The sequence below is a fragment of the Rhodococcus (subgen. Prescottella) equi genome, from assembly GCF_003013675.1.
GTDB classification, from domain to species: Bacteria; Actinomycetota; Actinomycetes; order Mycobacteriales; family Mycobacteriaceae; genus Prescottella; species Prescottella equi.
In genome coordinates, this window is record NZ_CP027795.1 from 19,431 (window position 1) to 41,392 (window position 21,962).

25 protein-coding genes and 1 pseudogene are annotated in these 21,962 nt (G+C 65.6%); 8 read left to right on the forward strand and 18 right to left on the reverse strand.

Annotated elements, in window-relative coordinates; translation table 11 throughout:
* Positions 1–590 precede the first annotated feature (590 nt).
* The 3 genes and pseudogenes from C7H75_RS25240 to C7H75_RS25250 form a co-directional block, all read right to left on the reverse strand.
* A pseudogene (locus C7H75_RS25240) lies at positions 591–980 on the reverse strand (SOS response-associated peptidase family protein); the annotation flags it as partial.
* A gap of 257 nt (positions 981–1,237) precedes the next feature.
* Positions 1,238–2,077, reverse strand: coding sequence for an SDR family NAD(P)-dependent oxidoreductase (locus C7H75_RS25245; protein WP_106852220.1), 840 nt, complete (start codon positions 2,075–2,077; stop codon positions 1,238–1,240).
* Positions 2,074–2,367 carry a hypothetical protein gene (locus tag C7H75_RS25250; RefSeq protein WP_106852274.1) on the reverse strand — a complete coding sequence of 98 codons (294 nt, stop codon included), beginning with the start codon at positions 2,365–2,367 and terminating at the stop codon, positions 2,074–2,076. The genes C7H75_RS25245 and C7H75_RS25250 overlap by 4 nt, the downstream gene beginning before the upstream one ends.
* A gap of 234 nt (positions 2,368–2,601) precedes the next feature.
* On the opposite strand from C7H75_RS25250, the gene C7H75_RS25255 reads away from it, so the two are divergent.
* Positions 2,602–3,453, forward strand: a complete 852-nt coding sequence (locus C7H75_RS25255; RefSeq protein WP_106852221.1) for a MerR family transcriptional regulator — start codon at positions 2,602–2,604, stop codon at positions 3,451–3,453.
* A 117-nt stretch (positions 3,454–3,570) separates the two neighbouring features.
* On the opposite strand, the gene C7H75_RS26505 is transcribed toward C7H75_RS25255, so the two are convergent.
* Together C7H75_RS26505 and C7H75_RS26260 are read right to left on the reverse strand one after the other, a co-directional pair.
* Positions 3,571–3,804 (reverse strand): SOS response-associated peptidase family protein, encoded by a 234-nt coding sequence (locus C7H75_RS26505; protein WP_394342315.1) that lies wholly within the window; start codon positions 3,802–3,804, stop codon positions 3,571–3,573.
* A gap of 91 nt (positions 3,805–3,895) precedes the next feature.
* Positions 3,896–4,513: a GIY-YIG nuclease family protein gene (locus tag C7H75_RS26260; protein WP_233281944.1), complete on the reverse strand. Its 618-nt coding sequence runs from the start codon at positions 4,511–4,513 to the stop codon at positions 3,896–3,898.
* 282 nt (positions 4,514–4,795) lie between these two features.
* Here C7H75_RS26260 and C7H75_RS25275 point away from each other — a divergent pair, with 282 nt between their 5' ends.
* Positions 4,796–5,875, forward strand: a complete 1,080-nt coding sequence (locus tag C7H75_RS25275) for a GmrSD restriction endonuclease domain-containing protein (RefSeq protein WP_106852276.1) — start codon at positions 4,796–4,798, stop codon at positions 5,873–5,875.
* A 138-nt stretch (positions 5,876–6,013) separates the two neighbouring features.
* Here the strand turns inward: C7H75_RS25275 and C7H75_RS25280 are convergent, their stop codons facing one another.
* Together C7H75_RS25280 and C7H75_RS25830 are read right to left on the reverse strand one after the other, a co-directional pair.
* Positions 6,014–6,271 (reverse strand): hypothetical protein, encoded by a 258-nt coding sequence (locus tag C7H75_RS25280; RefSeq protein ID WP_159026031.1) that lies wholly within the window; start codon positions 6,269–6,271, stop codon positions 6,014–6,016.
* Between the two features lie 11 nt (positions 6,272–6,282).
* Complete coding sequence (locus C7H75_RS25830) at positions 6,283–6,498, reverse strand: hypothetical protein (RefSeq protein WP_159026032.1); 216 nt, start codon at positions 6,496–6,498, stop codon at positions 6,283–6,285.
* Between the two features lie 334 nt (positions 6,499–6,832).
* Between C7H75_RS25830 and C7H75_RS25285 the strand changes: the two genes are divergently transcribed.
* The gene (locus C7H75_RS25285; protein ID WP_159026033.1) at positions 6,833–7,243 is read left to right on the forward strand and encodes a hypothetical protein; all 411 of its coding nucleotides are present in this window, start codon (positions 6,833–6,835) and stop codon (positions 7,241–7,243) included.
* Between the two features lie 3 nt (positions 7,244–7,246).
* Here the strand turns inward: C7H75_RS25285 and C7H75_RS25290 are convergent, their stop codons facing one another.
* A complete protein-coding gene (locus tag C7H75_RS25290; protein WP_159026034.1) occupies positions 7,247–7,987 on the reverse strand; it encodes a helicase associated domain-containing protein in 741 nt (246 codons plus the stop codon).
* Positions 7,988–8,129: 142 nt separating this feature from the next.
* On the opposite strand from C7H75_RS25290, the gene C7H75_RS26070 reads away from it, so the two are divergent.
* Positions 8,130–8,294 carry a hypothetical protein gene (locus tag C7H75_RS26070; RefSeq protein ID WP_175280079.1) on the forward strand — a complete coding sequence of 55 codons (165 nt, stop codon included), beginning with the start codon at positions 8,130–8,132 and terminating at the stop codon, positions 8,292–8,294.
* On the opposite strand, the gene C7H75_RS25295 is transcribed toward C7H75_RS26070, so the two are convergent.
* The 3 genes from C7H75_RS25295 to C7H75_RS25305 form a co-directional block, all read right to left on the reverse strand.
* Positions 8,295–8,615 (reverse strand): hypothetical protein, encoded by a 321-nt coding sequence (locus C7H75_RS25295; RefSeq protein ID WP_159026035.1) that lies wholly within the window; start codon positions 8,613–8,615, stop codon positions 8,295–8,297.
* A gap of 67 nt (positions 8,616–8,682) precedes the next feature.
* Entirely contained in the window at positions 8,683–9,135 is a 453-nt protein-coding gene (locus tag C7H75_RS25300; RefSeq protein ID WP_159026036.1) for a hypothetical protein, read from the reverse strand.
* 728 nt (positions 9,136–9,863) lie between these two features.
* Positions 9,864–10,148 carry a hypothetical protein gene (locus tag C7H75_RS25305; protein ID WP_106852228.1) on the reverse strand — a complete coding sequence of 95 codons (285 nt, stop codon included), beginning with the start codon at positions 10,146–10,148 and terminating at the stop codon, positions 9,864–9,866.
* 185 nt (positions 10,149–10,333) lie between these two features.
* On the opposite strand from C7H75_RS25305, the gene C7H75_RS25310 reads away from it, so the two are divergent.
* A complete protein-coding gene (locus C7H75_RS25310) occupies positions 10,334–10,693 on the forward strand; it encodes a hypothetical protein (RefSeq protein ID WP_106852229.1) in 360 nt (119 codons plus the stop codon).
* Positions 10,694–10,803: 110 nt separating this feature from the next.
* Here the strand turns inward: C7H75_RS25310 and C7H75_RS25315 are convergent, their stop codons facing one another.
* Positions 10,804–11,862 (reverse strand): hypothetical protein, encoded by a 1,059-nt coding sequence (locus C7H75_RS25315; RefSeq protein ID WP_106852230.1) that lies wholly within the window; start codon positions 11,860–11,862, stop codon positions 10,804–10,806.
* A gap of 339 nt (positions 11,863–12,201) precedes the next feature.
* Here C7H75_RS25315 and C7H75_RS25835 point away from each other — a divergent pair, with 339 nt between their 5' ends.
* The 3 genes from C7H75_RS25835 (at position 12,202) to C7H75_RS25335 (ending at position 15,833) form a co-directional block, all read left to right on the forward strand.
* On the forward strand, positions 12,202–12,993 hold the full coding sequence (locus C7H75_RS25835) for a hypothetical protein (RefSeq protein WP_159026037.1): 792 nt from the start codon (positions 12,202–12,204) through the stop codon (positions 12,991–12,993).
* 504 nt (positions 12,994–13,497) lie between these two features.
* Entirely contained in the window at positions 13,498–14,115 is a 618-nt protein-coding gene (locus C7H75_RS25325; protein ID WP_106852232.1) for a TetR/AcrR family transcriptional regulator, read from the forward strand.
* Between the two features lie 1,157 nt (positions 14,116–15,272).
* Positions 15,273–15,833: a TetR/AcrR family transcriptional regulator gene (locus C7H75_RS25335; RefSeq protein ID WP_106852234.1), complete on the forward strand. Its 561-nt coding sequence runs from the start codon at positions 15,273–15,275 to the stop codon at positions 15,831–15,833.
* A gap of 249 nt (positions 15,834–16,082) precedes the next feature.
* Here C7H75_RS25335 and C7H75_RS25340 read toward each other — a convergent pair whose 3' ends face one another.
* From C7H75_RS25340 to C7H75_RS25365, 6 genes are all read right to left on the reverse strand, one after another.
* On the reverse strand, positions 16,083–16,970 hold the full coding sequence (locus tag C7H75_RS25340) for an MBL fold metallo-hydrolase (protein ID WP_231814321.1): 888 nt from the start codon (positions 16,968–16,970) through the stop codon (positions 16,083–16,085).
* Positions 16,971–17,338: 368 nt separating this feature from the next.
* Complete coding sequence (locus C7H75_RS25345) at positions 17,339–17,755, reverse strand: PPOX class F420-dependent oxidoreductase (protein ID WP_106852235.1); 417 nt, start codon at positions 17,753–17,755, stop codon at positions 17,339–17,341.
* Complete coding sequence (locus C7H75_RS25350) at positions 17,752–18,909, reverse strand: acyl-CoA dehydrogenase family protein (protein WP_106852236.1); 1,158 nt, start codon at positions 18,907–18,909, stop codon at positions 17,752–17,754. The genes C7H75_RS25345 and C7H75_RS25350 overlap by 4 nt, the downstream gene beginning before the upstream one ends.
* Positions 18,910–18,919: 10 nt before the next feature.
* The gene (locus C7H75_RS25355) at positions 18,920–19,945 is read right to left on the reverse strand and encodes a MaoC/PaaZ C-terminal domain-containing protein (protein ID WP_159026039.1); all 1,026 of its coding nucleotides are present in this window, start codon (positions 19,943–19,945) and stop codon (positions 18,920–18,922) included.
* Positions 19,946–19,956: 11 nt separating this feature from the next.
* Positions 19,957–21,144, reverse strand: coding sequence for an acyl-CoA dehydrogenase family protein (locus C7H75_RS25360; protein WP_106852238.1), 1,188 nt, complete (start codon positions 21,142–21,144; stop codon positions 19,957–19,959).
* A 19-nt stretch (positions 21,145–21,163) separates the two neighbouring features.
* On the reverse strand, positions 21,164–21,961 hold the full coding sequence (locus tag C7H75_RS25365) for an enoyl-CoA hydratase/isomerase family protein (RefSeq protein WP_106852239.1): 798 nt from the start codon (positions 21,959–21,961) through the stop codon (positions 21,164–21,166).
* Position 21,962 lies beyond the last annotated feature (1 nt).

The window sequence follows — 21,962 nt, forward strand, 5'->3', positions numbered from 1 at the left end:
CGGACGGATGCTCTGCCAGGAGCGTTCGCGGACAATGGAGTTCGTGTCAGACCGCTATCCAAGCCTGGGCGCAGAGATGGTGGAGAAGAAGGTGGACCCCTGTGAAGCTCGCTTGCGGGCGGTGTCGCGGAGCCTGAATTTCGGCGTAGTGTGCCCAGGGTCTGCCGATTCTGGTTCAGTTGTACTCGATGAACGAGTTACGAGGGCTGCGCGTCCACCTCGCTGCGTTTGCCGTGGGTGGCATTCTGAGCATCGCCAGTGACCGGCCTCTTGCAAAGCAGACTTCATCTCGCCGAGTGACGGCCTATGCAGCGGGGTTGGTGGGTGCGGCAGTTGTGTATCCGACCGCACACCTGGGGCGGCGCGCACATTCGGACGTCCTTACCCGCGAGTGGATCGCAGTGCTCGCGACTACCACTCTGTTTCTTGGTGCAGCGTTCCTGCCAAAACCCTGGTCCGCCCGTGTGATCGCAGGTGGGTGGCTTGCGCATGCCGCGTTCGACCTCGCACACGAGCGAGGTTCATCGTCACGGCTGCCAAGGTGGTATCCCGCGCTGTGCGCTGGCTACGACGTGGGTGTGGCGGCGCTGCTAGCGCCCGACTCCATGGGTAGGTGACTCGACCACCTTCTGCGCCGTCGCTGGGGGCGGAGAGGAATTTTGCACGAATCGAATACTGCGCTCTTCCCAGGTACTCACCTCGTACGGGTGCAGGTGCGGTTCTGGGATGGAGTTGACCATCGCCTGCACCTCGTCGCGGTCGGTGATCGCGGGATCGAGCCAGTGCTCCCAGAACGATGCGGGCAGGATCACGGGGGAGCGATCGTGGATGTGCCCGGTCGCATCCGTCGCCTGTGTAGTGAGGACGGTCGTGGTCCACAGCCAACGATCCGGGTCGTCCTCGGCCTTGGCCGGGTCTGGCCACAGCTCGTAGAGGCCGGCCATCGCGATGACCGGGTCGTCGCCGTGAAGGAAGTACGGACTGTTGACCGGCTCAACTCAGGACACGCCGAGAATGACTACCACGTTCCGCAAGGCGATGCCGTCGCGACCGCGCACGTCATCGTCACCGCGGCCGCCACCCCACCGGCCAAGAACTCGAGGGTTCCACCTGCAACGGCGACGGTCCGATCGAGACCTACTTCGTGGCGCCGGTCCCGCACCCGACCCGCCGGTCTCGTTCGTCTGGCGCAGTGAGATCGGCGGGCCGGGTGGGTGTGTTCTGGCTCGGGCGGTCGTTAGGTGGGGAAGTCGGCGCTGCGGGAGAGGGTTGCGTTGGCCCGGATGTCGGCCAGGTTCTTCTCCAGGGCGTCGATCACGGTGTCGTAGCCGCTGTTGCCCAGGACCAGTCGGCGGGGCGGCGGGTTCTGGGCCATCGCCGCGATGACCGCGCGGGCACCGCGGTGCGGGTCGCCGGGTTGCACACCGTCCATCCCTATGAAGATGGCGCGGACCTCTTCGAGCATGTCGTGGTAGTCCGGGATCGGCTCGTCGACGGGTGCGTTGGCGAAGCCGGCGTAGGCGTTCGTGCGGAACGCTCCCGGTTCGACGGTCAACACGGAGATGCCGTGTGGAGCGACCTCGTCGTGCAGTGCGTCGGTGATGGCTTCGATGGCAGACTTCGTCGCGCTGTAGTAGCCGAATCCGGGCGCTGATACGAGCCCGGCTACCGAGGACACGTTGACGATCCACCCGTTGCCGCGGGCGCGCATCCCGGGCAGTACGGCCCGCGTCACGGACAGGACGGCGAAGAAGTTCAGTTCGAACATCGCCCGCAATGCGGATTCGTCCATCGCCTCGATGGAGCCGTACCAGCCGCGGCCGGCGTTGTTGACCAGCACATCGATACCGCCGAAGTGCTTCTCGGCCGTATGCACCGCGCGCTGCACCTGGGCCGCGTCGGTGAGTTCCAGTGGCACGACGAGAACTCGGTCGCCGTACTGGTCGGCCCACTCCGCGAGTTCCTGCGGGCGCCGGGTGGTGAGCGTCACGCGGTCGCCGGCCTCCAGCGCCGCTTCGGCGAACGCCACTCCGAAGCCGCCGGGGGCGCCGCCTGTGATGAACCATCGTCTGCTCATGGTTCGATCACCAGCCGGCTGATCAGCGCGCCGTCGAGGGTGAAGCGGAAGTGCAGGTCGATGACGCCGCCGGGGAAGTTGCCCTTCAGGTGCTGCCGGACGTCGATGGTGGTGTCCGTCGTGGTCGCGCCGGTGAACTCGGAGGTGTAGGTGTATTCGCCGGCTGAGGCGGTCAGCCAGGCCCCGATCTCGTCGCAGCCGGTGTAGTCGCGGCCGTCGTCGGTGACGCGGGCATCGGCGGTGAACGTGGCGAGTGCTCGGCCGTCTTCCGGGGTGCTGAGTGTGGTCATGAACGTCTTCACGGGGTTGGGGAGTGCATCCCATTCTGTGGTGGTCACGGCTCCACGGTGGAGCCTCCCCTAATGGGAAGGTCAACCCCTGGGACCGGGCGAATGTCGTGACCGTGCCTCCGACTGCCGGGTCCGCGTCTCCCACGCCGGCTGCAATGTTGACCTTGCCCTTAGGAGAAGGTGCACGATGGCCTGACCCAATAACGCGGGCGGCTGCACGAAAAGGAGGATGCCATGGGCGCACGGGTCTCGATCGGTGACTTCGCCGTGATGACGAGTCTGAGCCGCAAGGCGCTACGGCACTACCACGACATCGGCGTTCTCGAGCCAGCCCACATCGACTCCCACACCGGCTATCGCTTCTACGACACCAGCCAGGTCGATCACGCACACATCATCCGCCGGTTCCGATCCCTGGGCATGTCCATCCCCGACATCAAGGCGCTACTGAGCACCGACGACGCCGCGACCCGCGCCGAGATCATCACGACCCATCTGGCACAGATGGAGGAGCAACTGCAGCAGACCCGCGACACCGCGGGCGCGCTGCGCGAACTGCTCTCGCCCGTGCGCACCCCTCCCGACGTGGAATTGCGCCGTGAACCAGCGCGCGCCGTATGGTCCGTCGGCGCCACCGTCGAGGTTGCCGAGATCGACAACTGGTTCGCCGCGACACTGAGGACACTGCGCAACGCAGTCGCCACGGCACCAGGCGCTCCATCGGCGTTCGTGCCGGGCGGCCTCTACGACCGAGCGCTGTTCCTCGAATCACGGGGCAAGGCAACCTTGTTCGTCCCTGCACCACCCTCCTCTGTAGACCCACCGGAGGACGTGCGTGCCGAGGTCCTGCCTGCCGCCGAATTCGCCGTGCTCACCCACCCCGGCGGTCACGAGGAGGGCATCGACCGCAGTTACGCGGCCCTGGGCGTATACGCGAACGAGCATCTAATCACCGACCAGGGGCCGATTCGGGAGCACTACATCGGCGCCACGCCCTGTGCCCCGACAACGTTCACCGCCACGGAGATCTGTTGGCCGATATTCAGCACCGCCCCACCCGTGCGCCACCCCGAAGGAGACCACTGACGTGTACGAGCGGTTCGGCATATACGGTGCCTAGCTCAACCCCGGCCTAGGCGACGCCCCCGCATCGAATACGCCCCCCAGCTCGAAGGGCTAGCAACTGACACCCACGCGCACCGGTCATGTGGGCGCTGCGCGTAGAGACACCAGGCTGAGCGCTCGGATCAGACACCGCCTGGAGTCGTAGTCCGGTAAAGGGATCTTTTTGCCCTCAGGGTCTTTCATCCACTCGAAGTATCCGTCCGCCGGGATGATGCAGCGGCGCTTCGCGGCGGCCGACCGGAAGCTGGGCTTCTCGGTGACGGTCCGCCAGCCCGGGCGGGCCTGGCCTGTTGGTGGATCCGTGGAGGTCATGGGCTGGGATGCTATTCGCACGCGACGCCGTCGTTGTCGCGGTCGAGCTTGGGGCTGTAGCCGCGGCCGGGTCCATCCTGGTCTGTCGGCTCTACCGTCCGCCGACTCCGGGATTGGGGAGGACGGGCAACTCGCCAGCGCGCCGTCTCGCTTCGGACCTCACCGTTTTCAGTATTGGGTAGAACCCGTTGTGGCCGTTGCTGTCCAAGTTGAGCGGAACATCGAGCGAGGTGATCAGCCGGTGCTCGACCTCCCACGGTTCGACGCTCTCGATCCATGACACCAGCGCGTTGGCGTGCATCCATTCCGACAGTTGTTTCTCGCCGGTGTGGAACGTCAACCGGTTCCCGGATCCGACACGGCGCAACGCGATTCCCAGTTCGTCGGCCAACAGGCTTCCGAGGGTCAGTCGCAGCGTCGAACCGGCTGCGTTGCCGGTGTAGTGGGTCTTGATGCGAGTGCGGAGCGTCTGACGGCTCGGGGCGCCGCCACTTGCCGGCGGCTTCTTCGGGCTGATGCCGGTGTACAGCAGTGTCAGCCCGTCCTTCTTCGCGCATCCGGACGTATCCAGCGTGGTGGGCAGCTCGCGGAACCACCACCCGTAGACCCCCGGAGCAGCAGGGACCGGGCAGGGGCGGGTCAACACCTGCTCACGGGTATGAGGGATGGCGGCGAGGTAGAGAGCGCTCTCTTCCGAATGCTGCGGCATAGCGGTGATCTTGGCATCCCGGCCCGATCGCCCCGTCGGGTGCGGCGTCTGTAACGGCGTCAGCTGGGGAATCGACATCCGGCATAGCGAACCGGGGGAGTTCGTAGCGCCAGGGGGATCGTGGGGTCGTCGGCGCGCGGGATCCCGTGGTGTCGCGGCAGTTTCCGCACACTTTCTGAGGGGCCCGCAATGAGGGAAGCCATTTCAACTGTTCTGATCCTGGTAGGCGCGGTGGTGCTCGTCTTGGGCATCATCGCGCTGGTCCGGGGTCATCTGGACTGGATGCGAGTGTCGAGCCGCAAGTCCGCCGCGTGGGTGAGTGCCGGCGCGTTCGTCGTGATGTTCATCGGCGGTGGCGTCGCCCCACCGACAGCCAAGGATGCCGACACGACAGCGTCCCCGGCCACGACCGCGGCCGCACCGGCTTCCACCAGTGAGTCCGCGTCCGCCACAACGACGGCGGAACCGGTCGCGCTCGCTGCTCCCGCCGCGGCCGCGGACGCCGGTTCCCCGGACGCGGCCACCGCCGCCCAGGCCAAGCTCGCCACCCTCGAGGTCAAAGGCCGGGCCCCGAAGACGGGCTACGACCGGGACTTGTTCGGGCAGGCATGGTCCGACGACGTCACCGTGGAAGGCGGCCGCAACGGCTGCGATACCCGCAACGACATCCTGCGCCGCGACCTGACCGCGATCACCATCAAGCCCGGGTCGAACGGGTGCACCGTGCTGACCGGCACCCTCAACGACACCTACACCGCCAGCACGATCGCGTTCACCCGCGGCGAGGGCACCTCGAACGCGGTACAGATCGACCACGTCGTCGCCCTGTCGGACGCGTGGCAGAAGGGCGCGCAGCAGCTCGACGAGCAGACCCGCCGCAACTTCGCGAACGATCCGCTGAACCTGCAGGCCGTCGACGGGCCGACGAACCAGCAGAAGTCCGACGGTGACGCGGCCACCTGGCTGCCGCCGAACAACGCGTACCGGTGCACCTACGTCGCCCGCCAGATCTACGTCAAAGCCAACTACCGACTGTGGGTGACCCAGGCAGAGAAGGACGCCATGTCCCGAGTCCTCGAAACCTGCGGCGCACCCGCACCGGCACCCAGCCCTGCTGCCGCACCGGCACCGGCACCTGCACCTGCACCTGCACCTGCACCCGCACCCGCACCTGCACCCGCGCCCGCACCTGCTCCGGCCCCGGCCCCGGCCCCGGCCCCTGCGCCGAAACCGGTTGAGAGCGCCACGGTCTACAAGAACTGCGACGCTGTGCGCGCAGCAGGCGCAGCACCCCTGTATGCCGGGCAACCCGGCTACAGCTTCAATCTGGACCGTGATCGCGACGGCGTCGCATGTGAATGACCGCCCTGCTTCCGATCGGCTGCTCACGCGGCGGGCTGTCTACCGGACTCGGTAGCTGGCCCGCCCACCGAATCCACCACGATGGCCCCCACCTCGGCGGCGGGGGCCATCGTATTTTCGGTTATCGACCGGCCGCCGTCAGTCCAAGGGAAACACACAGTAGTGGTGCATCGTGAGGAGCTGGATCGGCACCCGGATCGGGGCACCGCGGTCGTCGAAATAGTGGCGGTAGGTGACGAGCCCGAGTTCGGGACGTCCGGTGTCGGCATTGACGCCGCCGAGAAGATAGATCCGCCGCTCGTCGTCGTCGAACTCGGCGAACACTGCCCGCGCCCACGCCTCGGGTTCGGCCAGCTGGACGTGCCGGCGAGCGCCCGACAGGGTGTCGGTGCTCACGACGGCCACGGTCACTGCGGTGCCGGAGGTGGCCGGATCCGACCCCTCGCCTCCACTGCGAACGGCTGGGAGGTGATGGTGACTGTCAGCGTCGTGTCCGATGTCTCGGCGGATTCCGCTGTGATGGTGCGTGGCGCGGTGGCGTGCGCAGCGGGATCGCGGAACGTGGGCAGTTCGTGCGCGCGTTCTTGGCGGATGCGGGCGGCCAGGACAGCGCGATCAGTCACGGGGCGAGGGTACGGACGAGCACCGTCAGCGCCGACCGGCCCGGGCGGCAGGGTCCGCGGCTCGAATGGGATGCGGCGGCATGAAAGAGGACCGGATGCGTTCGGTCGCCTCTCGGCGATAGGCGCAACGCAGCTCCAGCCGTACGGAACTCTGCGACAGCAAGGGTTTGAGCCCGGGGGACACGGAACGCAACCGATCCAGCCACCTCAACGTCGGCCCTGGCGCACCTATTCCGAAAGTTGCGTGACCTGCACCACCGCGGTCGTAGGCTGATGTGCATCATCGGCCTGCGCCGAGGTCGGGAGCGGGGCCGCCAGAGCTGGAGGTTCACCGATGAACCGTCTGCGTCTTCGTCGAGCGGTCGTCGTAGCCGGGGCCGGTGCTGTGCTGCTGTTAACAGCGCAACCGGCGGCCGCCGCACCGACGGACACCGTCTTCCCCATCCCCGTGGTGTGGGTCGGACACGGGGTCACCAACCTCCCCGGAGGGGACATCGAATACATCACCGCCAGCACTGATCCGGCGACGCCGGGTATCACCCGGTTCACCGGGACGCCCTACGCGGTCCATTGGCGCAACCTCTCGACCGGCGCGAACGGCAGCGTGATCGTGGAGTGGCCGAGCGTCGACGTCCATACCGGGCCCGGCATCGTCGTCGCCACCGCCACCCCTTCGGACGGCATGCTCGCCGTGTGGTCGGGGTGGACGCTGCTGGCTGGCGCCGGCGGCTGGACGGTGCCTTGACGGTCAGTCTTTCGTTCGGGTGGTGCCCCAGTCGAAGCCGAGGTTGTCGAGTTCGGTGATGCGGTCCGGGGTGAGGGACTGCCGGCTGTGGCGGCGGTCGACGCGGCGGGTGGTGACCCATAGTCCGAGGCGGAATCCGTCGGGGCAGGTGAACCTGTGGGGGACTCGGGCGTGCCCGTGTTCGGCGACGTAGTCGGCGAGGTGGGCGATAGCGTTCGCCCACCGCTGCTGCTCGACCGCCGCGCGGCCAGTTGCCGGGCCCCAGTTGAACCCGAGCGCGTCGAGCTGGGCGATCCGCTCGGGGGTCAACGTCGGGGTCTGGCGTCGTCGGTCGGTGCGGCGGCGACTCACCCACTCTCCGAGCCGGAATCCGTCCTCGCACACCCAGCGGTGCGGCACGTCGAGGTTCCCGTGCTCGTCCCGGTACCGGGTCAGGCGCGCGAGGATGGCCGCCCACTGCTCGGCGAAGTCGTCGACGGAGCGGCCCGGCCGGGGTGGTGCCCAATCGAACCCGAGCGCGTCGAGCTGCGCGATCCGCTCCGGGGTGAGGCGGTTCGCGCCGAGGCGGCGGTCCTCGCGGCGGTGCATCACCCACGACGCCAACCGCATCCCGTCCGCGCACACGTACCCCTTCGGGACGCGGGCGTGGCCGTGTTCGGCGATGAACGCCTCGAGGTGCGCGATGCCGTCCGCCCACAACTGCGCCGGGGTCTTCCCGGCCCGCCTGTCCGGATGCTGCGCCATAGCGGTGATCCTGACATCCCGTAGGCCAGATTCTGCGCGGCCACACACGCCCGGGGGACGGAACGGAGAAGCGATGCTGCAGGCGGTGTGAGCTGGCGCATCCGATAGCGTTCTCGGTTCAGGTTCTTCGAGAGGTACAGCAGTGCAGGTTGGCGATCGTGTCCGCATCCGCCCAGGTGGGGCATCAGTTTTCACCATCGTCGAGATCAGCGAGGACGACGGCCGCTGCCTCATCGATCCCGTCGACGATGCCCCGGGTAAGTACCCGTTCCCGATGAAGCCCGAGGACCTGATTCCTGAGGCATAGTCACTCCCACCCTGGCCTGGCCGCCCGCCGCCCCGCCCACCACGCGAGCACTGCGATCGCGAGCAGTACGGCGCCGATGCCCGCCACGACCATCCCGGCGCGACTCGCCTCATCGCACCCGAACTCCCACGAGGTGCCGGTGTATGCGCCGTTATTCGGTTCCGGTGCAGTGAGGTCCCCGACGCTGAAGGTCATCCACGGGCCGTTCATGCAATCCGCGTACGCCCGCGTCTCGTGACGATCGAACAAAAGCCCGCCTGCGATCAGGACGATGGCCACGGCCGCGAGGCCCGTGAGCAGTTGGCGTGCCTTCGAAGTCACCGCTGGATTGTCACACGCGGTCAGGAGGTCGCCTGGCGGGCGGCTTCGCGGCGTTGGCGGCGCGCGATCAGCCGTTCCCGGTCGCGGTCCCGTTGAAAATCTCCGCGTTGACTGCGGTCTCGATGTCGAACGGCTTGCCCGCAAGCCGCAGCTCGGCGAGCTCGAGCAGGAACCGGTCGACCGCGATCCGCATGATCTCCGCCCGCGTGGTGCCGTGTCGCGCGGCGAGACCGTCGAGCTCAGCCCTCGTCGGCATGTCGAGGTGCATGTTCACCACCGCGTCGAAGAGCGGCCGCGTCGCCCGATTCTCCTCACGCAGACGCACCACCGCACCCAGACCGTCCTGGTCGGCCAGCAGCCGGCGAATCGCGACCCGGATCACCGCACTACGCCGCCGCTGACCGAACGGCTCCGCAACCGCCCGCAACGCCAGATCAACATCTACCGACAGAAACACCCCGACCGGTGGACCGATCGGAGTCCGCCCCATCCCCGACACCGACGCCGGCTCCCCACCCACGCACCTCTCCAATCGTCCCAATGGAGCGGCTGCGCCGCACCGAAACCTCTTTGGGGCCAAGCCTGTTGTTGCGTTATCCCGTCACACGAGTCGCCCAAGTGAAGCGGACCGGGGGCCCGAGGCGTCAACCCACGCTCCGGGCGCTACCGCGTGTTCTCCGCTGCGCTCCGCCCACGCGCTCCACCGACTTTCACACCCCCAGCTCCGCTGCGCTCCGCCGTGAAAGCCGATTCCGGCGACCCTCCACTCTCCGGGGTTGACCCCCCACCCCGATCCGCTCGATCAGGCGCGCCTCGTATGCGGGGCAGGAGGGAGGTGTTGCCCAATGGCTCACGACCTCGTGCAGCTGACCACTGCGGTGGTCCAGCTCGTCACAGCGGTAGTGGCCCTCCAAACAGCACGACTCATGCTCCCGAATAGGAGCAAACGACGCTTAGCTGCAACTAAGCGCCGCCGCAAGGGTCGAGCTAGGAGGAGGTAACACCCGGTGGGCGCGGCAACCAGCCGCGTCCACCAACCCTTCCGAAGTATATCCAGCAACCACGACAAGGAGGCAGGACATGGAGTGGATCTCACTAGCATTGTCCCTGGTCAACCTGGCGCTCGTTCTCATCCTCTACCGGCGAGCAGCAGCACAAAAGGCCAGCTGAAACAGCCGGTGCCAGCGACGGGGGCATTCCCTCCGCGCTGGCACCGGGGCTGGTCAGATCACCGTCCTGGCAGGCGATTCAGGTCCTCGGGCGAAGCAGTCGGCTCGACGGGGAGAGAGCGGAGTCGAACGCGTCGTCGACGGCGTCGAGAGTGCGAGCGACATCAGCGAGGCCGACGCGGGTGCGACGGAGCGCATCGGCAGGGGAGAGGGCATCGCCGAGCGTGTCGACAGCGAGTTCGGTGGCGTCGAGATCGGCGTACTCGCGAGAAATCTCGACGACGGTCCGGCGAACATCGCGGAGCGCGCCGAGAGCGTCTTGGAGCCGGAAGTACAGGTCTGAGGGCTGGACGGGTTCGCTCATGGTCGCGGTCCTTCACGTGCCTGTGGGGTGGGGCGGGGATAGTAATCGGCATCCTTCCAGTCCCGTCCGACACCGTCTGCGACCACCGCGACGGCCCAAGCCCGCGTGGGCGGGACCGCCGAACACATTCTCTGTAGTGGCGTGTAGCTCAGACCGAGTCAGCGTCGCGACCTACACTGCGCGGTATGGGCGCGAAGGAAGTGCCACCCGAGGCGATCACCGAGGCCGCCGAGGCGGTCGCGGAGAAGATCGACGTGCTCCTCGAGCGGGCCACCGACGCCGTCCTGGGAGCGCCGCAGCCTGGCTCGGAAGCATGGCAGCAGGCGTGGGCCGCCCGCGACACCGACGCCGGCCGTGCCGAACTCGCACACCGCACCCGGATCAAGGCTGCGATCGCGGAGGCTGCCGGAGTCGACCCGCGCCCCGAACTCGAGCGTGCCCGACGTGCTGGAATCGTTACCGCCGAGCCCACCGCGGGGACGTCGCCGGAAAAGGCGAAGCGGCGACGCCGGCCGGGCGGCGACGACCAGTTGTCGATGTGGTGAGCCGCCGATGTCTGGGGGTCGACGATCGCGACAGCGGAACTGGAGAATGGGGAGTTCAGTTAGTCGGATTCGATGAGGAGTTGTTCGCGGTCGTGCTGGTGGCTCTGCGTCTAGGCGTTGGTTTTTGCCCGCTCCGTAACCAGTTTGACTAACTCGATTATATCCAACGGAAGGAAGTTCGCTTGCCCGTCAGCTTTGCTCGCGAGTTCCGGATTAGCGAAGACGCTTTGCCCCAAAGTTGAATAGATTGAGCCCCTCAATTTTTCATCATCGATGGCCGATGTATAGGCGCCGATTGTTTTCAATTGGACAGCCGAGGTTCGGGTCCAGAACTTGGCCTCTCGATGCCGGCCGGCGATCTTTGCTACGTATGTAGTGGCAGCGATAATAGGAAGAGATAGGCCCGCCCTAATCGCAATCGTCTTCCAATCCGAGTCATGCGCTGTAGCCAGAATCCATATTCCAATGCCCGTGATCGCCAAAAGGCAGCCCACGAACAACTTCATATAGTTTGCCTCGGACTGAGCTTCCGCTCTCGACAGGTCATCGAAGTGTTGAGCAAGCTGACTCGCGCCCGTGTTGCCCGCCGCTTGTAGTTGTTCCTTTCTAGCCTTCTTCGACTGCTGCTCGTTCAGTTCAGCCTTCATGCGCAGCGCTTCAGCTTCCGCACTGTTCAGCCTGGCGTTGAGGACATGGAAGTATTGCTCGTAATCCGGGGCTAGATAACGTGCAGCATTCTCCGTAAAGGCCGTCCATGCAGCTCTGTGGGTAGAATCGAACTGGGCTGCAGAATGAACCTGGTCCAGCCATTCGATCAACTCATTCCTAAGCGTTGGAATGTGATCTCGAACGCTATCTAACGAGCCCTTCCCCTTCACGCTATTGATAATCCCCGCCTGGGTGAGGAGTGCGGTCAGAGTATTCAGGATCCGCGCGGGGATGTGTGCCGACAGCATTTCGCCGCCATTGATGCGCGATTCCAGGAAGAGCCCAAGGGCGTTTACATAGGCGCGAAGACCGGCCAGGGAGGTGGCGTCTCCGCCCCAGATGTCTCGGCCATCAGCGAGGAGAGCGTCGGCAGTCTGCACGAAGTACTGGCAAGCCGCGTGCAGCTCACGCGCCTCAGGGCTCGCATCGGCTTCAAGCTCGCGATTCAACACGTTGACCATCCGCAGACTCTATCCGCGGAAAAGTCCGTACCACGACAGTGACAGGACGCGGTGTCGAGTCCGCGGCGACGACCAGTTGTCGATGTGGTGAGGGATCGCTGAAACCGGCCTCTACCAGGCGATATGACATAATATAAATTATCGGCAACGTCTTTGAGTGCGTGGCAACGCGATTTGCGAATCATCGTCGTAGCGCTGGACGCAGCCGTGCAGCCAAATAGCCGTGCTCGATCGATGCGTCTCACTCCGTGAGAAGGAAGCCGCTTGTTGCAACGTGCACCAAGGGCTTACGTCTCGATTGCTCCGCGTGGTGTACAGCTGATCAGGAACAATTGTCCGATGGGACTCCTTCTGACTGCGGTAGGCACTGCCTTAGCGTTGTTGAGCTTCGTGGCTGGCGTGTATTACTTCCTCAAACAACGTTCGAGTGAGCGGCGGAACAGGCTTGTGGTTGTGCCGAGCTCTCAGAGGTTGATCCAAGATAGTGGCGCGCTGGCTGGATCGCTCGGGCTTTCCTTCGCAGGTCATGAAGTCAAGGATCCCTACGTTGTAGTGCTTGATCTTGAGAACTTGGGGCCCAGGGACATTGCAAGCAAGGACTTTGATCAGGACCGGCCTATCCAGGTGGCGCTAGGTAGCCCGATCATTGGTGGTGGTGGTGGTGGTGACAGGAGCTCGTCGGAAAGCCTCAAGGTGACCATAACGACGGACGGGTTGACGATCGGTCCTGCGTTAATGGCAGTCGGAGTCCGACACACGATCAGTATCGTTGTTGACGGAAGGCCGGATCCGACGGTCTCTGCGGGTATCCTCAACTGCGATCTCGTTCAACGAGGCAATCAAACGGAGCGCCGAGAATTCGGCTCTTCATTTCTCCGACTCGGCGTTCTGCCGATCGGGCTTGCGGTGACGACGATGGCCGCGCCGCCGCTTGTGTTTGCTTGGATCAGTGGTCCGAAGGATTCCCCGGAAGAACTGCAGCAAGCCGTGATTGATGCTGTCGGCCGGGTGGAGCAAGCGATCGCTACACAGCAGGTTCAGATCGACAACCAAAGCGCACTCATCGAGTCTCTGATGGGCGCGACCCAGCCTCAGTCGCTGGTTCCGGCTGTCGGCAGCGGTCCGCGCTAGACAATCGCGCACCGCTAAGTACCCGGGAGTCAATGCCGGCACCTGCGTCCTGCATGAGTCGGTTGGCGGCCTCCCGCGGGTGACCGTGACCCTGTCTTGCGTCAAGAACTCGGCGGGGATTGACCGCATCCCGCCTGACTCCTCGCGCCATGTCAAGAAGTCCGTTGCCAGAACATCGTCTTCATGCAGTCTGGTGAGGCTGTCCCAGTATTCGTCCGTGAGTGAGCCTCTGAGTCCTCGCTCGACGGCAGCTTGGAAGTTTGACGTCAGCACGTGGGTTGGCACCGCAACTGACGCGGACTACAACTGCCGTACAGAGGCGTGGTTGACTGTGTGGTCCGTGCCCGAAGCACGTAGCATGCCCTTGGTTGCGAGTGAATAGTGCACGCCAATGATGCGCGTGCTTCCGGCCGTCGCTTGGTCGCACTCGCGAACCGGTAGAGGCGAGCCCATTTTCGGCACCGAATCTGGTGCTGGCGGGAAGTTTGATGGGTAGAGGTCGGGATGAACAAGACTGGGGTTACCACTGCGATGGCCACGGCTGACGGCGGCAAAAAGGGTGGCCGGCCCCGAAGCGAGCGGTCGCGTCGAGCGATTCTTGATGCCACGCTCGATCTGCTCGGCCGTGAAGCGTTGAGCGAAATTACGACTGCCTCGATTGCTGAGAACGCGAAGGTCGGCAAGACCACGATTTACCGTTGGTGGCCGTCGCGTACCGCGCTGGTTCTCGAGGCGATGGAGGACCTGCCCCCGCTCGTCGCGGTTGACACAGGCAACCTCGTTGACGACCTCTGTGAGGTTTCTTGGCAGCTCAGCGAATTGCTGTTCAGCTCACCACTCGGTCGAGTACTGGCTCACTTCGCTGCGGATCGCACGGCGCAGAACGATCCGAGTGTTCGTGACTACTTCAGCTCGCGCATGATGCCGATCATAGAGGTCTTCGAACGTGCGGTTGCGCGAGGCGAACTCCCCGAGGTGGCCGAGCCCGAGCGATTGATCGATGTGGCGATGGGGCCGATTCTCAACCGGGTCTTCTTCGGTACCTCATCGCCCGACGAGGAATTCATAAAGATGGTTGCACGCACGGTTGCCGCTGGTTTGCCAGCTGCGCTTAGTGGGTGAGCGCCGGGCTTACCGACTACGGGTCCCGGCAGCGATGCGAGTTCCAGCCAGAGCCCCTCTGCGAGCACGCGGATGAAGGCCTTGGCTGCTGCGTAAAAGGTGATGTTGGGGCTTCCAAGGTATCCGGAGATTGGACCAAGGAGCAGGACGCCCCACGGCCGCGTGCTTTCACCTCATTGCCGAACATGGGGTCAGCGCCAAGGGCACGGCGACATTGAGGTCGATGGTCTGGCGGACCTTCGCAAGATCCGAGCCGACAATCTCGCTGGCGTACGACCCCCGCGCCAGTAGTCACGACCAGCAGTTCGATCTCGAGATCGCGTGAACCGCGGAATCGGCGCACTCCTTGCCACAAAACGCCCTATCCGTCACCTGGTGGTGTGGCTTCCGACCCGTATTGCGGAGCGGCGTCGTGCGATACCCCTCCCTCGCCCCCGGAGCAGTCAGATCGCTCCGGGGGTGGGGTTCTTAGGGCTGCACCGTCCCAGTCGGCCTTGCGCCACGGAACCCCCGCGTTGTGGCCCCGCGGCGGGAGAAGTGGTCACGTAGGCGAGCCCCACCGGGCCGGAGCAGTCAAACTGAGCCCACGCCGACGCCGAACCTCGGAGAACTGCGTACCCAAAAGCTTTACTGCGACAGAGCGCGTACGTCAGGATCAGCTGCCACGGAAGTGCGGGCGGCGCCCGTACCTCCAGACATCTGGCCCGAGGCGGCGCGGGGCTTGCGTGCCCGCACCGGCCGACTGCAGATCCCCCGATAATTCATCAGATACCGCGCGCTCGCGCGCGGATCCTCTGCCGGCCGCATCGGATCCATGCTGAGCCTCTCGTCACCGCGATCCGCGTGGGCGATCTGGTACGCACGTGCCCGGAAACACATCACCATCGCGAGGAAGAATACCGCGGACGCGACCCCGATCACCGGTGCAAACGCGTGACCGCCAGCCAGCGCCGCAACGAACGACCCAAGGAACACAAACCCAACCAATCCCAGGCCGTAGCCCAGAAAGGGAAACGGAACAGCACGAACAACTTGTCGCACAGTGAACTCCTTTCATCACCCCCGCACGCTACGCTACGCGACTCGTAGCGATACTACGAGCGTAGCGTTCATAGGTACGGTGGACCACAGACCACCCGACGCGCCAAAGGAGACCGATGCCCCATCCCACAACGACCGTTGACGGGCGGATCGTCGCCGCCGTGCTCGATCTCTTGCGGTCGAGGGGCGCGAGCGCGGTCACGATCGAAGCGGTTTCGACACTGTCCGGCGTCGCGAAGACCACGATCTACCGCCGATACTCGGATCGTCGCGAGATGCTCACTGCCGCACTGGCGCCGCTGGCCTCCCCGTCACCACTCGACGCCACACTCGATGCCCGGCAGCGACTGACATGGGTACTCGAACAGGCGGTCGCATCCATCGAGGACGGCATCGGCTTCGGCGGAATGGCCGCTCTGCTCACCGGCGAGGATCCTGAGTTCAGTGAACTGTTCCTGTCGATCCTCGCGAGCTACCGACGTCAGGTGTCCGACGTGATCGAGGAAGCAAGGAACATCGGCGAGTTCCGCCGCGACCTAGACAGCGACGCACTCATCGATGCCATCGTCGGCGCCTACGTGGCCGAGTTCGCGCGCCAGGGGCAAGTACGCGACGACTGGCAGCAACGGCTATTCAGAATCTTCTGGCCCACAGTCAAGAACTCGCCTTCGCCCTGAAGGCTGGCTACCTCGGAACATACGGACGCTCCCTGTCTGCTCCACGCCGCGGAGTTCGCCGTCGCGATTCGGACGCCATCCCCCCAACCCGCTTCGCACTCCGCCGGAATCGCGCGGCGGTTCCATCAGCCGCACCACGCTCACGACCTCACTCAGACCGACCTGGACGCCTGCCAAGCACCGTTTCCAGGGACGGTCCCGTCAGCTGGCCACCCCGCAGGCCAGCTGACGGCAAACATTCACCGTGGTTCATGCGATGGAGATTGTTTGTAGATCTGCGCCGATGGTGACCGGTCCGGTGTAGCCGCGTTGCGCCCAAGCGTGCCAAGCCGTGGCATTGACAACGCCGTGGGTGATGTCGCCGATGTGCGACAGCACGAGGCGTCGTGCGCCGGCTTGCTCCGCGATCGTCCCAACCTTCTGCACTTCCACGTGTCCATCAAGCATGTGTGAGAGGGCTACCGGCGGTAGGTTACTGCCTTCCACGTTGATCGCTTCGTGGATGAGTAGATCGGTTCTTTGAGCGAGCCTCAGGAGGTTGTCGGAGTATGTGGTGTCCCCGGATAGGGTGACCGATCCGTATTCGGTGTCGAATCGATACGCAAAAGACGGATAGCAGACGCCGTGGGGCACCAGGGTGGCCGAGACGCGCACGCGGTCGTCTTCCATCACGGTGAAGGGTTCCATATCCGGGGCGGTCGCCAGGTAATCTGCTCCGACGTCAGGAACGACGATATCGGTTGGGTTGACGAGGGTCCGGACGTCGCTGATACCGGTGTCGCGCATGAAGATGTTGGTGCTGTAGGCGTACGCATCCTGTAGTCGTTTCGTCATTTCGACGGTCCCGGGTGTGGGATTGGTCCCGACGGTCGGAACCTGGCCGCCACCGAATGCCGGCGCCAGCCCCCCTGCCGAGCCGGGTCCGTAGACGTTCACGGCCTGGTCGACATGGTCGGCGAAGCGATTGGGCAGGTGCCCTCCGAGAAGAAAGAAGTTGTAATAGTCGGCGATATGGTCGGCGTGTAGATGCGTGAGGAATATCGCCTTGAGCCGGTCGAAACGCAATCCGGCATGGACGTACTGCGTCGCCGCTGCTCGCCCGCAGTCGACAACGTAGACATCTCCGTCGACGACCACCGCTGTGGCGATACCTGTTCTTTCCGGAAGGACCGGCGGCCCTGCCTGGGTTCCCAGAAGTACGACGGACAACTTCCCACTGCCCGCACGATCCGGCGTACTTGAGCCCGCAAGACTCGCAAGCGAGGAAGTCGAGAACGGCTCCGCCGCAACGCGGCCTGCCGTGATCACACCTGCTCCCAGCGCTGCTGCCACTACGCCGGCGCCACCCAGAAAACCGCGCCTATTGACCTTGTGGGTTTCATGACCCCCAGAACATGTGATGCACATCTGCTGAGTTCCTTCCTTGCAAAAGTGACAGATAGCGACAAGCGACAAGCAATGTTTCGGCGGCTCCGTCAGGAAGCCGCCGTCGAACAGGACAGCGATCAGCTCTGGTCCGACGACCCCGCCACCGGGGGCGCGGACACTTTCTCCGGCACGAGGGTGATGACGACTCGACAGGCGTCGGGCGCGTCGTAGGGATACTCGTCCATACCCATGTGGTGGCGCGCCAGCGAGTCGATGAACGACCGATCGTCGTCAGGTTCGATCACCGCGGTGCCCCGCACTTCGACGTAACGCGACGGATCGGCCGGATCCGTCATGCAGAACGTGACACGTGAATCACGTTGAATATTACGACATTTCGCCCGATCGGTGGTAGTGCTGAACCTCAGTCGCGTTCCGTCGAACATCGGCGATACCGGGGTCACCGAGATTCGCCCGTCCGCGGCACGGGTTGCCAGGAAGCCGACCGATCGGCTGGTCAGGATGTCGTGGAGCCCACCCGGGATAGCTGTCATCGCTCAATCATCGGTGGGAGCAGGCCCGGACCGTCCTCGTCGAGCAGCAGACTCGCCAGGTAGTCCGACAGGAACCGGTTGTCCCACCACGTGAGCTGTAGTTGCTTGGCACGTCGCGAGTACAACTGGATGTCGATGTCGAGGGTGTAGCCGATGCCGCCATACACCTGGTGGGCCACGGCCGCGGCATCACGGAACACCTCGCAGCACCGCTGCTTCGCCATCGCGGCGAGAATCCGGACGTCGCGTCCGGCGTCCCGGCTCCAAGCCGCCTCGAACATGAGCGTCGTCGCCCCCTCGACCGCGACCAACGTGTCTGCGAGGGGGTGCGCGATCCCCTGGTTCACGCCGATCGGCCGGCCGAACTGCTCGCGCGTCTTCGCATACTCGGTGGCGAGTTCGAGCACCTTGCGCGCACCGCCGCAGGCGTAGGCGGCGAACGCGATCGCCGCCTCAGCCATCGACCCGTGCAGCATCTGCCACCCCTGCCCCGGTTCCCCCAGCCGTGCGTTGTCGGACACCTCGATATCGAGGTCGAGTCGGTGCAGCGACTCTCCGGCGAGCGTGCGCTGCGGTGTACTCACTACGCCCGGACCGGCCGGCACTAGGTAGAGGTCGATGTCCTCGGGTCGGGATCCGCAGCGCACCGGCACGATGAAGGCGGCGGCCCGGTCGGCGAACGGCACCAGGGTCTTGCTGCCGCACAACCGGACCCGGTCGTCGACGATTTCTGCCGCCATCGCGACGTCCTTGGCACCATAGCCGCCGCCGTCTTCGAGCCAGGCCACCGAGACCAAAGCCTCGCCCGACGCGATGCGCGGCAACCAAGTGCTCTGCTGATCTGTCGAGGCCGCCCGCGCCAGCATGCCGCCGGCGAGCACGGACGACACGATCGGAGTCAACGGAGCCGCCGATCGGCCAAGTTCCTGGGCCACCAAGCACATTTCGACCAGCCCGGCGCCCGCGCCCTCGAACTGCTCCGGCACGCTCAGACCCACCAGCCCGCTGGAGGAAAGGTGCTTCCACAAGTCCGGGGGAAACGCTTCACCCCGCCGCTCCACCAAGCGAACGGTCTCGCCGTCGCATCCCGCGTCGCACATCTCGCGGACCGTATCGGCCAGCATTTGCTGTTCTTCGGTAAGAGTGAGATTCATTTTCAAATTCCTATTGGTTGTCTGCGGCGTGGTCGTCGGTGTCGCCGAACGTCTGCCAGCGGTCGAGCGGAATGTCCCACGGGTCCGCTGCTCCAGAACTGGCCGCCGCGACGACGGTGGCGCGACCGGTGGCGGCGGTCTTGTCCCCGACCCGTTCGGTGAACACCAGGCCGAGTTGCCGCCAGCCGTCCGCGGTCACGGACTCGTCGACGACTTCGCCGCCGATCCGCAACACGTCGCCGGGGACGACGGACCGCCGCAACCGGAGCGCCAGCTGCCGAAGGCGCGCACCGGGCGCCACGCAATCGGTGATCCACCGCGTGACCAGCGCCATGTGTCCCGGGGTGTTGAGGATGATGTCGGGCAAGCCCGCCGCGGCAGCGGTGACCGGGTCGTGGTGGAAACGGGTCCAATCACCGCTGGCCGCCGCCGCCTTCACGATCCGGCTCGCATCTATGTCGATGCTCAACTCGGGCAACGTGATCCCTGTCCCCGCTACTGGCTGCAGCGCCCCGCCGGGTCGTCCGGTCCCGGCTGCGCCGGAACTACTAGGTCCGGCTAGCCGGTATCCGTGGAACGCCCACGTCTCGAGCGCGACGGGTTCGCCGTGCTGATTGCGGTGGTCGACCTCCACCGACCAGTCCCGGCCCTCCCCCATCCGGCTGGGGCGTATCGGGCCTACCTCGACGATCCGGTGAGTCGCGGTCAGGCGGTCCCCCACCCGCACCGGCACGCCGTACCGGTGAGATACCTCCCGCACCACCGCGGTCGGCAGACCGACCTCCTCCTTGAGGCGGTGGTGCAGTTCCATGGCCCGCGCAGGTGGTCCGGACGGCGTCCAGGGCGGACTCTGTGTCCAGGTGCTCGCCATCGCCGGAGGGGCGATGGGCCGGTCCACGGACGCCCAGTGCCGAGGATTGGCGTCCTCGGCGGCCGCACACCACAGTGCGATCGAGGGGGCGTCGACTGGTCCGCGGCCTTCCTGCGTTACCCGTTGCGCCAGGATCGCCTCGACGTCGAACTCGGTGCCCGTCATGCCGTGGTCCTTCATGCTGTCGGGAGTCCCAGCGCGCGGCGGGACAGGATGTTCTTCTGGATTTCGGAGGAGCCGCCGCCGATGGTCTCGATCACCGTGGACCGGTAGGAGTGCTCCCAGCGGCCCTCATCGGCGGCGCCGGGTTCGCCCGGTCCCAGGATCCCGGCCGGTCCGCAGTGCTCGAGCATCCAGTTCGCCATCTTCTGGTGTAGCCGGGTCAGCGCGAGTTTGCACATCGACGCCTCATTGGACGGCACCTCGCCGCGGGAGGCCCTGTCGATGATCCGCAGGGTCAGCATCCGGGCCACCTCAAGATCGGTGGCGAGTTCGGCTATGCCGGAACGGATGTCGGGTTCGTCGGCGACCGACCGCCCGGACCGCGACGTCGCCTTGGCCCAGGAAGCGATCCGGCTCATCTTCGATTCGAGGGCGCCGACCGTGTAGATCGTGTAGCGCTCGTAATCGAGCGCCTCGCACACGTACACCCAGCCCTTGTTGACCTCACCGACAACATTCTCGTCCGGGACGAAGACGTCGTCGAAAAAGACCTCGTTGGTGCGGTCGTCGCTCATGGTCTTCTGTTCCAGCACCGTCAGTCCCGGGTCCTGCAGGTCCACGAGGAACAGGGTGATGCCCTGGTGCTTGGGAGCGTCCGGGTTGGTTCGGGCTGCGACCCAGTACCAGTCCGCGAAGTGTGCCGAGGTGCTGAACCGCTTCTGGCCGTCGAGTTTCCACCCGCCGTCGACCCGCCGGGCGCGGAGCCTGAGCGAGGCCAGGTCCGAGCCGGCATCGGGTTCGGAGTAGCCGAGCGCGAAGTCGATCTCTGCGGTCCGGATCCGCTGCAGGAACCGCGCCCGCAGATCGTCGCTGCCGTGCCGAATGATCGTCTTGCCGATGATCCCAATGCCCTTGCCGACCAGCGGCGCGCCCGCCTGCGACAGCCGCTCGTTGAGCAGATACTCGTAGAGTCCCTCGTGCGCGTCCCCGCCGTACTCGCGCGGCCACGACATACCCAGCCAGCCGCGCTCGGCGAGGCGGCGCATGAACGCCTTATGTTGCGGCTGGCTGGCCAGCTGCGAGTGGGATTCGTGGTGCGGTGCGAAGACCACGGCCGCGTCCGGGTGTTGCCGCTCCTGGGCCAGGTAGTCGGAGACCTCGGCGTCGAAGCGCCGTTCGTCGTCGCTGAACGAAAAGTCCATCACTTACTCCTTCGGAAGATCACCGGGTTTTGCTCTCGGGCCGGGACTGACCGCGGAACCGGTCCTGGCCGGCCTGCAGCATCGCGGGGTCGTTCCCCGCGGCCAGCAGCACGTTGCCCATGTCGATCGCGCCGGGGACGCCGAGCCGGCGCGCAGCCCAGAGCGAGCGCACCGTGGTTTGGACCGCGGCCGACGGATTCGCGGCGATCGTCTCGGCCGCCCACCTCGCCGCCTCGTGCAACTGATCCGCCGGGACCACCTGCGACACCAGTCCCGACTCGCGGGCCGACGCCGCCGAGAGCCGTTCCCCGAGGCCGAGCAGCGACATCCGCATGAGGTCACCGAACGCCATCCGCCCGCTGAGGAAGATCGGTTCATAGACCGCCGCCATCCCGTAGGTCACATGCGGATCGAAGAAGGTCGCGTGCTCGGCCGCGATCACGAACTCCGACTCTCCGAGCAGGTAGAACGCGCCGCCGCATGCCATCCCGTTGATCGCGGCGATGACCGGCTTCCACAGCCCGTTGGACTTCGGGCCGATCTCCGCTCCCAGATCGTCGTACGCGTAAGGGTCATACGCCTCGTCGTCGCCGAGAATCTCGGACCGGTCGATGCCGGTGCAGAAAGACTTGTCGCCCGCCCCGGAGAGCACGACGCATCGGACGGCGTCGTCGGTTCGTAGCGCGTGCCAGATCCGGCGCAGCTCCTGGCGCATCCCGCTGCTCAGGGCGTTGAGGGTGTCGGGCCGTTGCAGGGTCACCCATGCGACACCGTTCTCTTCCCGGTAGTCCACTTCCCGCAGACCTGTGGGGTCCATC

Excerpts from the sequence above, each read along its gene's own strand:
- C7H75_RS25245 (WP_106852220.1), bottom strand. The coding sequence starts at position 2,077 with ATGAGCAGACGATGGTTCATCACAGGCGGCGCCCCCGGCGGCTTCGGA.
- C7H75_RS25250 (WP_106852274.1), bottom strand. The coding sequence starts at position 2,367 with ATGACCACACTCAGCACCCCGGAAGACGGCCGAGCACTCGCCACGTTC.
- C7H75_RS25255 (WP_106852221.1), top strand. The coding sequence starts at position 2,602 with ATGGGCGCACGGGTCTCGATCGGTGACTTCGCCGTGATGACGAGTCTG.
- C7H75_RS26505 (WP_394342315.1), bottom strand. The coding sequence starts at position 3,804 with ATGACCTCCACGGATCCACCAACAGGCCAGGCCCGCCCGGGCTGGCGG.
- C7H75_RS26260 (WP_233281944.1), bottom strand. The coding sequence starts at position 4,513 with ATGCCGCAGCATTCGGAAGAGAGCGCTCTCTACCTCGCCGCCATCCCT.
- C7H75_RS25275 (WP_106852276.1), top strand. The coding sequence starts at position 4,796 with ATGCGAGTGTCGAGCCGCAAGTCCGCCGCGTGGGTGAGTGCCGGCGCG.
- C7H75_RS25285 (WP_159026033.1), top strand. The coding sequence starts at position 6,833 with ATGAACCGTCTGCGTCTTCGTCGAGCGGTCGTCGTAGCCGGGGCCGGT.
- C7H75_RS25290 (WP_159026034.1), bottom strand. The coding sequence starts at position 7,987 with ATGGCGCAGCATCCGGACAGGCGGGCCGGGAAGACCCCGGCGCAGTTG.
- C7H75_RS25305 (WP_106852228.1), bottom strand. The coding sequence starts at position 10,148 with ATGAGCGAACCCGTCCAGCCCTCAGACCTGTACTTCCGGCTCCAAGAC.
- C7H75_RS25310 (WP_106852229.1), top strand. The coding sequence starts at position 10,334 with ATGGGCGCGAAGGAAGTGCCACCCGAGGCGATCACCGAGGCCGCCGAG.
- C7H75_RS25315 (WP_106852230.1), bottom strand. The coding sequence starts at position 11,862 with ATGGTCAACGTGTTGAATCGCGAGCTTGAAGCCGATGCGAGCCCTGAG.
- C7H75_RS25835 (WP_159026037.1), top strand. The coding sequence starts at position 12,202 with ATGGGACTCCTTCTGACTGCGGTAGGCACTGCCTTAGCGTTGTTGAGC.
- C7H75_RS25325 (WP_106852232.1), top strand. The coding sequence starts at position 13,498 with ATGAACAAGACTGGGGTTACCACTGCGATGGCCACGGCTGACGGCGGC.
- C7H75_RS25335 (WP_106852234.1), top strand. The coding sequence starts at position 15,273 with ATGCCCCATCCCACAACGACCGTTGACGGGCGGATCGTCGCCGCCGTG.
- C7H75_RS25345 (WP_106852235.1), bottom strand. The coding sequence starts at position 17,755 with ATGACAGCTATCCCGGGTGGGCTCCACGACATCCTGACCAGCCGATCG.
- C7H75_RS25350 (WP_106852236.1), bottom strand. The coding sequence starts at position 18,909 with ATGAATCTCACTCTTACCGAAGAACAGCAAATGCTGGCCGATACGGTC.
- C7H75_RS25355 (WP_159026039.1), bottom strand. The coding sequence starts at position 19,945 with ATGACGGGCACCGAGTTCGACGTCGAGGCGATCCTGGCGCAACGGGTA.
- C7H75_RS25360 (WP_106852238.1), bottom strand. The coding sequence starts at position 21,144 with ATGGACTTTTCGTTCAGCGACGACGAACGGCGCTTCGACGCCGAGGTC.
- C7H75_RS25365 (WP_106852239.1), bottom strand. The coding sequence starts at position 21,961 with ATGGACCCCACAGGTCTGCGGGAAGTGGACTACCGGGAAGAGAACGGT.